A 12,309-nucleotide genomic window follows, 5' to 3' on the forward strand; every position below is an offset into this window, starting at 1 on the left:
GCGTGCGCGTCGCGGTGTGACCGGAGAAAGGGAGACAACGATGGCAACGACGTTCGACGTGGAAGTCAGCCGCGAGTTCGAGGCGCCGATCGAGCGCGTCTGGGCGGCGTGGACCACGCCCGCCGACCTGCGGGAGTGGTGGGGACCGACGGGATTCACATGCCCTCGCGCGGAAGCCGACGTCCGCGTCGGCGGCGCGATCATCGTGACGATGCGGGCGCCGGCGGAGTGGGGCGGAGCCGACTACCACAACAGGTGGGACATCACCGAGGTGGAGGCGCCGACAACGCTGCGCTACATCATGCGCTTCTGCGACGAAGACGGCAGCCCGATCACGCCGGCGGAGGCGGGCGTTCCGGCAGACACGCCTGAGGACGGACGCCACGAGGTGACGCTGACCGACCTCGGCGGCGGGCGTACCCGACTCCACATGATCGAGCACGGCTACCCGACCGCCGAGGCGCGCGACATGTCGCGCGGCGGCCTGGACCAGTGCCTCGACAAGATGGAGCGCCTGGTCGCTGCGCATTGAACGAGGAAGGGACGGATGCCGCGGCATCCGTCCCTTCTTTCATGCAAGTCTGCTCAGGCGGTGCGGAACTTGTTCACCATGGGGCAGTCGAACGGGTCGCGGGCGGAGAGGCCGACGCGGTTCAGGTACGCGATGACGATGCCGTACGACTGGATCAGGCTCGTCTCGGTGTAGGGCACGCCGCGCGTGCGGCACTGCTCCATGACGATCTCGCGAGTCTTGGCGAGGTGCGGCCGGGCCATGCTCGGGAAGAGGTGGTGCTCGACCTGGTAGTTCAGGCCGCCCATGAGCGCCGTCGCCCACCAGCCGCCACGGATGTTGCGCGAGGTGCGCACCTGCTTGGAGAAGAAGTCGAGCTTCGCGTCGGCCGCGATGATCGGCATGCCCTTGTGGTTCGGTGCGAACGACGCGCCCATGTAGACGCCGAACACGGCCAGCTGCACGCCGAGGAAGGCGAACGCCATGCCGATCGGCAGGAAGAGGAAGAGCGGCGTGAGGTACAGGGCGAAGCGCAGGGCGATCAGCGAGAGCTCGGTCCAGCGGCCCTTCACCTCGCCGGGCGAGAGCAGGTGCTTGAGGCCGAGGAAGTGCAGGTTCAGCCCCTCGAGCGTGAGCAGCGGGAAGAACAGCCAGCCCTGTCTGCGCGTGATGAGCGCACCGAGGCGGCTCGCCTTGGCGGCATCCTCCTCGAGGAAGCGGATGGTGTCGACCTCGATGTCGGGGTCCTTGCCGACGCGGTTCGGGTTGGCGTGGTGGCGATTGTGCTTGTTGTTCCACCAGGAGAGGCTGATGCCCACGATCCCCGAGGCGAGGATGCGCCCGAGCCGGTCGTTCGCGGGCCCGGAGGCGAGGATCTGGCGATGCGCCGCCTCGTGCGCGAGGAATGACACCTGCGTGAAGATCACGCCGAGCGCGGCGGCGATCAGCAGCTGGTACCAGGTGTCGCCCAGCAGGATGAAGCCGGTGATGGCGCCGCCCAAGGCGAGCACGAGTGCGGCGCCGACGAGGGCGTAGAACCACTGCGCCCGGGCGAGGAGGCCGGTCTCGCGCACGACCTGTGAGACCTCGGTGTAGGCCCGGGCGACGGGCGGGAAGGTCTCGGTGCCGGCGTAGGTCTGTCGGACGGGGCCCAGACGGGCGGCCTCAGGTGCGACAGCGGTGATGGTGGCGATGATCGCACCTGCTCTGGTCGAATGCCGACCACCCTGGTCGACGCGGAGCCACAGGCGGATGCCGATCGCTAGGGCCCACACTACGCAGGTGCATATGGCCGTGGGGGAATGGGGTGGTGGATCCCCAGGATGTTGGCGGGGCATCCCCAGGCGGGGATCTTGACAGAGTTCGGAAGAAGTCCCGCCTCTACGATGACGGAGTGGACTTCTCCTTCGCCTTCACGCCCGATCTGATCGCCGTGTTCCTGACGCTGTTCGTCCTCGAGGTGGTGCTCGGCGTCGACAACGTCATCTTCATCTCGATCCTCGCGTCCAAGCTGCCGAAGGAGCAGCAGGCGCGTGCCCGCAACCTCGGGCTCACCCTCGCGATGCTCATGCGCGTCGTCCTCGTGCTCTTCGCGGGGTGGATCATCACGCTCAAGGAGGACGTCTTCTTCATCGGCGAGATGGGCTTCTCGTGGAAGGACCTCATCCTCATCGCCGGTGGACTCTTCCTGGTCTACAAGGCCGTCACCGAGATCCACCACAAGCTCGAGGGGGCCGAGGAGGAGCACGGCGGCGGGGGTCGCAAGGCGGTGACGTTCGGCTCGGTGATCGCGCAGATCCTCGTGCTCGATCTGGTGTTCTCGCTGGACTCGGTCATCACCGCCGTCGGCATGACGACGAACCTGCTCATCATCATCACCGTGGTCGTGCTGTCGTTCGGCATCATGCTCTTCGCCTCGCGCTTCATCTTCAACTTCGTCAACAAGCACCCGACGGTGAAGATGCTCGCGCTCTCGTTCCTCCTCCTCATCGGCGTGTTCCTCGTCGCCGAGGGCTTCGGCTTCCACATCGACAAGGCGTTCATCTACGGCCCGATGGCGTTCGCGATCTTCGTCGAGGCGCTGAACCTCTGGGCTGCCGCCTCGAGGGCCAAGCGGGAGCGGCGCGCACGCACCCCCGTGCAGCTGCGCCCCCAGTACCCCGACGTCGACGAGTCGGTGGCCGTCACGGCCGCCCTGTCGAGCGACCCGCACGCGGGTTCGGTGGGCCTGTCCTCCAAGCCGGTGGCGGGGGATGCCGCGCCCGCCGCCGGCGAGGAGCGCCAGGGCCTCGGCTGACCCGGTTCCGGCCGCGCGGGTGACCGCCCGCGCGGCAGCGCTCGCGAGCGCGGCAGTTTCCGGCGAGCGCGCTGTCACGCGGCGCAGCGCTCGCAGTGAACTGCCGCGCTCGCGTGCCGGGAGCTAGCGTCCTGGGCGAGGCCGTGACGTCGGGAGACCGGCGCCTTGCAGGATGTCATAGAGCATCCTCGGCGACCGGAGCGCGGGCAGCCGCCAGCGCGAGAACGCGGTGACCTGGCGGCGGAGCTCGTCCTCCCGATCCTTCTCCGCCAGCAGGACCTCCTCCGGAGTTCGACCCTTCAGCAGCCCCGGATCGCGGTACTTGCCCGCGCCGTCGAACTCGCCGATGTGGCGATGGTCCGGCCAGAAGAAGTCGCTGAACGCCTCGCGGCCGTCCGCGAGCGTGAACCGAGCCTGCAGCTGCGGCTCGGGAAAGCCCAGCAGTGCGATGAGCACACGGCTCTGCGATTTCGCGCACGCTGTCGGCGAGACTCGTGGCGAAGTCGGCGGCCCGAGGCGCTCGAGCCGAGCCGCGGCCCGTGACGCTGTGCGCGCGGTCCCGCAGCGCATCACACTCGACCAGCGCGCCACCCGGTCGTCTGTTCCACAGAGCTTGATCCGCCGCCACGACGCCCTCGAGGAAGCGTGATGACGCCAGGATATCGACCGCGGTCTGCAGCGGAGTGGTCACGCAATGCCTCTCCCACGGGTTGGTCTCGATCTCCGACAGAGGTCGAGCGTGGCGGCGGAAGGTGCCGCTCGACCTTCCGCCGGAGGCGGTGTCGATGCTCACGTCGATCGTCACCGGCCATCTTCCGAGCAGATCGATGCCGTGGAGCGCTGCCGCCCCCCAGTGCGACACGACGAAGGGGGACGCCGCTCGAGCGCCTGCTTCCCACACCCGCTGCGCGTGTCGCGCCATCGGCGTCAGGCGATCCCACTCGGCCCGCTCGACGTAGGCACCGCGAGCGATGCGGACGATCTCACCACCCGCCAGGCGTGCGCGCAGTCTGCGGTCGTTGACGGGCTCGCCGTCGTTCTCGCGGCGGCGGAACACGGTGGCCAGCGGAGGTCTGTCGATCCACACGCCTCAAGATTGCGGGCCCATGTCCGCCGAGCATCGCCGTGCCGATCCCATCGGTGGATGGAAGCGCCCGGGCATGCCCGTGGGGAGGAGGCGCGAGCGCGGCAGTTCCCGGCGAGCGCGCTGTCGTCAGGCGCAGCGCTCGCAGGGAACTGCAGCGCTCGCGAGCGAGGGAGTAGCGGGGCGGGCCACGGAGAGGGCGCGCGGCGTGGGCGGGACGCCAGGGTCAGGCGTCGGGGGAGTCGGTCAGCAGGCGGTAGCCCATGCCCGACTCGGTCAGCAGGTGGGCGGGGCGGCCCGGGTCGACCTCGAGCTTCTTGCGCAGCTGCGAGATGTACAGCCGCAGGTAGCCGGTGTCGGCGACCTGCTCGGTGCCCCAGATGTCTTTGAGGAGCGCCTGCCGGGTGACCAGCGACCCGGGGTTGCGGGCGAGGAACTCGAGGATCCGCCACTCCGTCGGCGTCAGGTGCACGCGCTCGCCGCGGCGCGTGACCGTCTTCGTCGACAGGTCGACGACCACTTCGCCGAACCTCACGACGGGAGTTCCGGATGCCGCGCCCACGCGCCGTGACAGCGCGCGCAGCCGCGCGAGCAGCTCGTCGATCTGGAACGGCTTGGTGACGTAGTCGTCGGCGCCGGCATCCAGCGCCTCCACCTTGTCGGCCGAACCCGTACGGCCCGACACGACGATGATGGGCGCCGTCGTCCACCCCCGCAGCGCCTCGATGACCTGGACGCCGTCGAGCCGCGGCATCCCGAGGTCCACCATCACGATCTCGGGATGCTCCTTGGCGGCCAGCGCCACGGCCGCCGCCCCGTCCGGAGCTGCGACCACCTCGTACCCGTGCGCGGCCAGCGTGATGCGCAGGGCCCGGACGAGCTGTGGATCATCGTCGGCGACCAGAACCTTCACGACTGCGCCCTCATGGCCGCAGGCTTCACGGATCGAGCCTTCATGCGAGCGGCCTCTCGTCGGCGGGGACAGATTCGGCGACGGGCAGTGCGATGACCATCGTGAGGCCTCCCCCGGGCGTGTCCTCGGGGGTGAGCGTACCGCCCATGCCCTCGGTGAACCCCTTCGACAGCGCGAGTCCGAGACCGAGACCTGCGGTGTTGTCGGTGTCGCCGAGTCGCTGGAACGGCGCGAACATGTCGTCGCGGCGTTCCGGCGGGACGCCGCTGCCGTGGTCGACGATGCGGATCTCGGCGGTGCCGCCGAGGCGGCTCGTGGCGACGCGGACGCGGGACGCCGCGGGTGCATGACGCACCGCGTTCGCCAGCACGTTCACGAGCACGCGCTGCAGCAGCACGGGGTCGGCCGCCACCGGCGGAAGGTCGGGATCGAGCGCGAGCTCCACCCCGTCGGGCCCCGCCCCCAGTTCGTCCAGCGCCGCGAGCACCACGCCCGGGGTATCGACGGACTGCAGCGACACCGCCAGCACCCCGGCCTGCACCCGGCTGACGTCGAGCAGGTCGGTGACGAGCGCCGACAGCGTGGCGAGCGACTCGTCCGCGGTGGCGATCAGCTCGGTGCGGTCCTCCGGCGAGAGGTTCGCTCCCGCGGCGCGCAGTCCGCCGACGGCCGCCACCGCGGCGGCCAGCGGCCGGCGCAGGTCGTGGCTGACCGCCGACAACAGGGCGCTGCGCACCTGGTCGGTCTCGGCCAGCACGCCGGCGGTGCGTGCGGTGGCGGTGAGGTCGCTGTGCTCGAGGGCGGCCGAGAGCTGCGCGGCCACGGCGTCGATCAAGCGGCGTTCGGACGCGTCGAGGTCGTGACCGTGCAATTCGAGCATCGCGGGCGGGCCGCCGTTGCGGCGAGCGACCGTGACGGCCTCGTAGCGACCGTCGCGCAGAGGCTCCCCGTCGGTGGCGACGACGGTTCCATCGGCATCGACGAGCCGCACGCCCGCGAGGCCGAGCGATTCGCGGGTGCGGCTGATGAGGGCCGGCACCGCCGACTCGCCGCGCAGCACGCTGCCTGCGACGTTCGCCAGCAGCTCCGCCTCGGCCTCCGCACGCCGTGCGGCGCGCGCCGCACGCGCGGCACGGTCGACGATGAAGCTCACGAGCACGGCGATCACGACGTAGAGGATCAGCGCCCAGACGTTCCGCGGATCCGCGACCGAGACCGTGTAGTACGGCTGGACGAAGAAGAAGTTGAGGGTGAGCCCCGACATCACCGCCGCGAACACCGCCGGCCAGATGCCGCCGACGAGCGACACGAGCACGACGAGCAGCTGGTAGGCGAGCACGTCGCTGGTGATCGTGTCCTCGTTGCGAATCGACACCAGCAGCCACGTCAGCAGGGGCCCGCCGACGATCGCGAGCAGAAAGCCGAGCGCGCGGCGCTTCACGCTGAGCGCACCGCCCGTCATGCGCGGCAGCCGGAACCGGTCGCCGGCCGCGGCGTGGGTCACGATGTGCACATCGATGTCGCCGGATTCGCGGATGACCGTCGCGCCGATGCCGGGGCCCGTGAGTGCGGACATGAGCCTGCCGCGTCGGCTGACGCCGACGACGAGCTGCGTCGCGTTCACGGAGCGCGCGAACTCGACGAGCGCACGCGACACGTCGTCGCCGACGACCTGGTGATAGGTGCCGCCGAGCGACTCCACCAGCCTCCGCTGCTCGGCGAGGGCGCTCGGGTCGCCCGACCGCAGGCCGTCCTGGCTCGAGACGTGCACCGCGAGCAGTTCCCCGCCGGCCGACCGGGCCGCGATGCGGGCGCCGCGCCGCAGCAGCGTCTCGCCCTCGGAGCCGCCGGGGAGGGCGACGACCACTCGCTCCCGCGCCTGCCAGGCGCCTTCGATGCCGTGCTCGGCGCGGTAGGACTTCAGCGCGCTGTCGACCTCGTCGGCCAGCCAGAGCAGGGCGAGCTCCCGCAGTGCGGTGAGGTTGCCGAGCCGGAAGTAGTTCGAGAGCGCCGCGTCGATCCGCTCCGCCGGGTAGACCAGCCCCGCCGACAGGCGGTCGCGCAGCGATTGCGGCGAGAGGTCGATCACCTCGACCTGGTCGGCGGCCCTGACCACGGCATCCGGCACCGTCTCCTGCTGGGCGACGCCCGTGATCTTCTCGACCACGTCGCCGAGCGACTCGATGTGCTGCACGTTGACCGTCGTGATGACGTCGATGCCGGCATCCAGCAGGGCGTCCACGTCCTGCCAGCGCTTGTGGTGGGGGAGCCCGGGAGCGTTGGTGTGGGCGAGCTCGTCGACGAGGGCGATCTCGGGATGCCGCGCCAGCACGCCCTCGAGATCCATGTCGGTCAGCTCCACCCCGCGGTGCGAGACGGTGGCCCGCGGCACGACCGGCAGCCCCTCGGCGAGTGCCGCGGTGGCCGCGCGGCCGTGGGTCTCGACCACCGCGATGGCGACGTCGCGGCCGTCCTCGGCGAGCCGCCGTCCCTCTTCGAGCATCTCGTACGTCTTGCCGACCCCGGGCGCCGCACCGAGCAGCACCCGCAGCTTGCCGCGCTTCATGTGGTCACCCTATGTCCGCCGTCGTTCCTGTTGTCCGCCGCCTGGTGCTCATCGCGCCAGCGCGTCGAGGGCGAGGTTGAGTTCGACGACGTTCACGCGCGGCTCGCCGAGGTAGCCGAGATCGCGCTGCTGGATGTGCGCCTCCACCAGGCTACGCACGTCGGACTCGCTGATGCCGCGGGCGGCGGCGATACGCGGCACCTGGAGCAGGGCGTACGCGGGACTGATGTGGGGATCGAGACCCGAGCCGGACGCGGTCACCGCGTCGGCAGGCACGTCGGAGGGCGCGACGCCCTCGAGCTCGGCGACAGCTGCGCGACGCGCCTCGACCGCCGCGACGAGGTCGGCGTTCTCAGGGCCGAGGTTGGAGCCGCTCGAGGCCCCGACGTCGTAGCCGTCACCGGCGGCCGAGGGGCGCGACTGGAAGTACTCGGCGAGGGCACCGCCTTCGGGATCGGTGAAGGACTGGCCGATGAGGGCCGACCCGACCGGCTGGCCCGCGGCATCGTGTACCGGCGACCCGTTCGCCTGCCACGGCAGCGCCAGTTGCGCGATGCCCGTGACGACGAGGGTGTACCCGACGCCGAGAGTGATGGTGAACACGAGCATCGCGCGCACGGCGACGCCGATGGTGCGGACGGTGGTGCGGCTGGACGTCGCCATGGTGTCTCCTGTGGGACGGGGGTGTCAGAAGCCGGGGATGAGGCTCACGACGAGGTCGATGAGCTTGATGCCGATGAAGGGGGCGATCACGCCGCCGAGGCCGTACACGAGCAGGTTGCGGCTGAGGATCTGCGAGGCGCTCGCCGGACGGTACTTCACGCCGCGCAGCGCCAGCGGAATGAGGAACACGATGACGATCGCGTTGAAAATGATGGCGCTCATGACAGCGGATGCCGGCGAGCTGAGGTGCATGACGTTCAGCGCCGCCAGCCCGGGGAAGATGCCCATGAACATCGCGGGGATGATCGCGAAGTACTTGGCGATGTCGTTCGCCAGCGAGAACGTCGTGAGTGCGCCGCGCGTGATGAGCAGCTGCTTGCCGATCCGCACGATGTCGATGAGCTTCGTCGGGTCGCTGTCGAGGTCGACCATGTTGCCGGCCTCCTTCGCGGCGGAGGTGCCGGTGTTCATCGCGACGCCCACGTCGGCCTGCGCGAGCGCCGGGGCGTCGTTGGTGCCGTCGCCCGTCATCGCGACGAGATTGCCGCCCTCCTGCTCGCGCCGGATGAGGGCCAGCTTGTCCTCAGGGGTCGCCTCGGCCAGGAAGTCGTCGACCCCGGCCTCCTTCGCGATCGCGGCGGCGGTCAGCGGGTTGTCGCCGGTGATCATGACGGTGCGGATGCCCATGGCGCGCAGCTCGTCGAACCGCTCGCGGAGGCCCTCCTTGACGATGTCCTTGAGGCGCACGACGCCCAGGATCCGCGCTTCGACAGGCTCAGCGACCGGTGCTTGCGGCTCAGCGACCGGTGCCTGCGGCTCAGCGACCGGTGCCTGCGGCTCAGCGGCCGGTCTTCTGCCCGGTCCCTGAGCCTGTCGAAGGGTAGCCACGACGAGCGGCGTGCCGCCGGACTGGGCGATCGCGTCGGTCTCGGCGGCCAGCACTGCACGCGTGCCGGCGGACACGGGGGATCCGGATGCCTCGAGCCATGCGAGCACCGCCGATCCGGCGCCCTTGCGCACCTGCGTGCCGTCCGCGAGGTCGACCCCGCTCATGCGGGTCTGCGCGGTGAACGGCACGACTGTGGATCCGTCGGGTTCGGCGACCTGCTGCCCGCGCAGCGTCGCGAGCTCGACCACCGAGACTCCCTCGGGGGTGGGATCGGCGAGCGAGGAGAGGGCGGCCGCGCGGGCGAGTTCGGCGTCGCCGACGCCCGGCATGGCGACGAAGTCCGACGCGCGGCGGTTGCCGTAGGTGATCGTGCCGGTCTTGTCGAGGAGGAGCGTCGTGACGTCGCCCGCCGCTTCGACCGCGCGGCCCGACATGGCCAGCACGTTGCGCTGTACCAGCCGGTCCATGCCGGCGATGCCGATCGCCGACAGCAGCGCGCCGATCGTGGTGGGGATGAGACACACCAGAAGGGCGACGAGCACCGGGATGCTGACGGGGCTCGCTGCATAGGACGCAATGGGGTTCAGCGTCAGCACGACGATGACGAACACGATCGACAGGCTCGCCAGCAGGATGCTGAGGGCGATCTCGTTGGGCGTCTTCTGGCGGCTCGCGCCCTCGACGAGCGCGATCATGCGATCGACGAACGTCTCGCCGGGCTTCGAGGTGATGCGCACGACGATGCGATCCGAGAGCACCCGCGTGCCGCCGGTCACCGCCGAGCGATCGCCGCCCGACTCGCGGACGACCGGAGCCGACTCGCCGGTGATCGCCGACTCGTCCACGGTGGCGATGCCGGCGATGATGTCGCCGTCGCCGGGGATGAGCTCGCCGGCCGACACGATCACCACGTCGCCGAGACTGAGATCGCCCGAGGACACGTCGACGGTCTCGGCGCGGTGGGCCGCGGCATCCGTCTTCCCGTCGTACGAGACGACGCGGCGCGCGGTCGTCGAGGTGCGGGTGCTGCGCAGCGTCGCCGCCTGCGCCTTGCCGCGGCCCTCGGCGACCGACTCGGCGAGGTTGGCGAACAGGACGGTCAGCCAGAGCCAGACCGCGATCCCCCACGTGAAGCCGAAGGGCACCGGCGTGCCGCCCGACTGCTCCGGGCCGCCGAGGAACGGCTCGGCGATCGCGATCGCGGTGGTGAGGGCGGCACCGACCCACACCAGGAACATGACGGGGCTGCGCCACAGGGCGGCGGGGTTCAGCTTGCGCAGGGCTCCAGGCACGCCGGCCCAGAGCTGCGCCGCGCTGAACGCGCGCGACGATCCCGCCGGGCGAGGCGGCATCGAGCCGCCGGCGGGGTCCTGCAGGGGTTCGGTAGTCGAGACGAGGGTGGGGGTGGACATGAGTCAGACGAGCCCTTCCGCCAGGGGACCCAGCGTGAGAACGGGGAAGTACGTGAGTGCGGTGATCACGACCGCGACGACGGCGAGGAGGCCGACGAACTGCGGACGATGGGTGGGGAGCGTCCCGGCGCTCGACGGGGTGGACTCCTGCGCGGCGAGCGAGCCGGCGAGGGCGAGCACGAACACGATCGGCACGAAGCGGCCGAGGAGCATGGCCACGCCGAGTGCGGTGTTGAGCCACGGGGTGTTCGCCGTCAGACCGGCGAAGGCGGAGCCATTGTTGTTCGCCGCCGACGTGAAGGCGTACAGCACCTCGCCGAGGCCGTGCACGCCCGGATTCCAGATCGACGTCGACTCGACATCCGACCGGATCGCCGGGATGCCGAAGCTCAGCGCCGTGCCGGCGAGCACCAGGATCGGGGTCACGAGGATGTACAGGCTCGCCAGCTTGATCTGCGTCGGCCCGATCTTCTTGCCGACGTACTCGGGCGTCCGGCCGACGAGGAGGCCGCCGACGAAGACGGCGATGATGGCGAGCACGAGCATGCCGTACAGGCCCGAGCCCACGCCGCCCGGTGCGACCTCGCCGAGCATGATGTTGACCATCGGGATCATGCCGCCGAGCGCGGTGTACGAATCGTGCATCGAGTTGACCGCACCCGTGGAGGTGAGCGTGGTGGCGCCCGCGAACAGCGTCGAGCCGAAGATGCCGAACCGGGTCTCCTTGCCCTCCATCGCGGCGCCCGCGAGCTGCGGTGCGGTGCCCAGCCCGAGCGACTCGAGCCACGTCACCGCGACGATCGACACGACGGCGATCGAGCCCATCACGGCGAGGATCGCGTAGCCCTGTCGATCGTCACCGATCATGCGGCCGAAGGCGCGGGGCATCGCCACCGGGATCGCGAGCAGCAGCAGGATCTCGAGAACGTTCGACCAGGGCGTCGGGTTCTCGAACGGGTGCGCCGAGTTGGCGTTGAAGAAGCCGCCGCCGTTGGTGCCGAGCAGCTTGATCGCCTCCTGCGAGGCGACCGGGCCGCCAGGGACCAGCTGCGAGCCGCCCGTCACGGTGGCCACCTCGGTGAAACCGGCGACGTTCTGCACGACCCCCGCGACCACCAGAGCGATCGCGGCGACGAGCGCGAGCGGCAGGAGCAGGCGGGCGATGCCCCGGGTGAGGTCGATCCAGAAGTTGCCGATGGTCGCCGAGCCCCGCCGGGCGAACCCGCGGACGAGCGCCACGGCGACGGCGATGCCGACGGCCGCCGACACGAAGTTCTGCACCGCGAGGCCCGCGAGCTGCACCGTGTAGCCCATCGTGAGCTCGGGGGAGTACGACTGCCAGTTGGTGTTCGTGACGAACGACACCGCGGTGTTGAAGGCGAGACCCTCCGGTACGGGGGGCAGGCCGAGCGAGTACGGCAGCAGGCCCTGCAGGCGCTGCAGTGCATAGACGGCGACCACCCCGACCAGCGAGAAGGCCAGCACGCTCCGCGTGTACGCCTGCCACGTCTGCTCGGAGCGCGAATCGACGCCGACCAGCCGGTAGAAGCCGCGCTCGACGCGTGCGTCCCGACCGGTCGTGTAGACGCGGGCGATCCAGTCGCCGAGCGGCCGGTACAGCAGCGCGAGGATCAGCAGCACGGTCAGGAGCTGGAGGATGCCGGTGGCGACGGTTGCGGCATCCATCAGAACTTCTCGGGATCGAGGAGGGCGACCAGGAGGTAGGCGATCGCGGTGAGCCCGAGAAGGCCGGCGATGAGCGAGAAGACGATCATCCGCGTGCCTTCCGGCTGAGGAGGCCGCGCGACGCCGAAGGGCCGGAACGGCGGTCGAGCCGGTCGACCCCCAGGGCGATCAGTCCGACGAGCGCGAACAGCGCGAGCGTCGTGGCGAGGTAGAGGACATCGAGCACGTGGACTCCCGGTGACGGTGGTCCGCGCGGAGGGAAGCCACGCGGTCGTCCCCCGTGCGGAGG

11 protein-coding genes are annotated in these 12,309 nt (G+C 70.5%); 2 read left to right on the forward strand and 9 right to left on the reverse strand.

All coding sequences use genetic code 11. The features are described from left to right. Positions 1 to 40: 40 nt before the first annotated feature. Positions 41 to 532, forward strand: a complete 492-nt coding sequence (locus tag NCG93_RS13655) for an SRPBCC family protein (protein ID WP_194412114.1) — start codon at positions 41 to 43, stop codon at positions 530 to 532. 53 nt (positions 533 to 585) lie between these two features. On the opposite strand, the gene NCG93_RS13660 is transcribed toward NCG93_RS13655, so the two are convergent. Then, positions 586 to 1,707, reverse strand: a complete 1,122-nt coding sequence (locus NCG93_RS13660; RefSeq protein ID WP_372495995.1) for a fatty acid desaturase family protein — start codon at positions 1,705 to 1,707, stop codon at positions 586 to 588. 197 nt (positions 1,708 to 1,904) lie between these two features. Here NCG93_RS13660 and NCG93_RS13665 point away from each other — a divergent pair, with 197 nt between their 5' ends. Next, entirely contained in the window at positions 1,905 to 2,807 is a 903-nt protein-coding gene (locus tag NCG93_RS13665; RefSeq protein ID WP_194412112.1) for a TerC family protein, read from the forward strand. A gap of 123 nt (positions 2,808 to 2,930) precedes the next feature. Here NCG93_RS13665 and NCG93_RS13670 read toward each other — a convergent pair whose 3' ends face one another. The 8 genes from NCG93_RS13670 to NCG93_RS13705 form a co-directional block, all read right to left on the reverse strand. Then, positions 2,931 to 3,263, reverse strand: coding sequence for a hypothetical protein (locus NCG93_RS13670; protein ID WP_194412111.1), 333 nt, complete (start codon positions 3,261 to 3,263; stop codon positions 2,931 to 2,933). A gap of 854 nt (positions 3,264 to 4,117) precedes the next feature. Continuing rightward, positions 4,118 to 4,804: a response regulator gene (locus NCG93_RS13675; RefSeq protein WP_194412110.1), complete on the reverse strand. Its 687-nt coding sequence runs from the start codon at positions 4,802 to 4,804 to the stop codon at positions 4,118 to 4,120. A gap of 40 nt (positions 4,805 to 4,844) precedes the next feature. Further along, positions 4,845 to 7,370, reverse strand: a complete 2,526-nt coding sequence (locus NCG93_RS13680) for a DUF4118 domain-containing protein (RefSeq protein WP_194412109.1) — start codon at positions 7,368 to 7,370, stop codon at positions 4,845 to 4,847. 48 nt (positions 7,371 to 7,418) lie between these two features. Further along, positions 7,419 to 8,033, reverse strand: a complete 615-nt coding sequence (gene kdpC, locus NCG93_RS13685; RefSeq protein WP_194412108.1) for a potassium-transporting ATPase subunit KdpC — start codon at positions 8,031 to 8,033, stop codon at positions 7,419 to 7,421. A 24-nt stretch (positions 8,034 to 8,057) separates the two neighbouring features. Then, on the reverse strand, positions 8,058 to 10,334 hold the full coding sequence (gene kdpB, locus NCG93_RS13690; protein ID WP_372495993.1) for a potassium-transporting ATPase subunit KdpB: 2,277 nt from the start codon (positions 10,332 to 10,334) through the stop codon (positions 8,058 to 8,060). 3 nt (positions 10,335 to 10,337) lie between these two features. Further along, positions 10,338 to 12,020, reverse strand: coding sequence for a potassium-transporting ATPase subunit KdpA (gene kdpA / locus NCG93_RS13695; RefSeq protein WP_194412107.1), 1,683 nt, complete (start codon positions 12,018 to 12,020; stop codon positions 10,338 to 10,340). Then, positions 12,020 to 12,109, reverse strand: coding sequence for a potassium-transporting ATPase subunit F (locus NCG93_RS13700; protein ID WP_194412106.1), 90 nt, complete (start codon positions 12,107 to 12,109; stop codon positions 12,020 to 12,022). Before NCG93_RS13700 ends, kdpA begins: the two co-directional genes overlap by 1 nt. Next, a complete protein-coding gene (locus NCG93_RS13705; protein WP_194412105.1) occupies positions 12,106 to 12,246 on the reverse strand; it encodes a hypothetical protein in 141 nt (46 codons plus the stop codon). Before NCG93_RS13705 ends, NCG93_RS13700 begins: the two co-directional genes overlap by 4 nt. Positions 12,247 to 12,309: the final 63 nt, after the last annotated feature.

It is taken from the genome of Microbacterium yannicii, from assembly GCF_024055635.1.
GTDB lineage: Bacteria > Actinomycetota > Actinomycetes > Actinomycetales > Microbacteriaceae > Microbacterium > Microbacterium yannicii.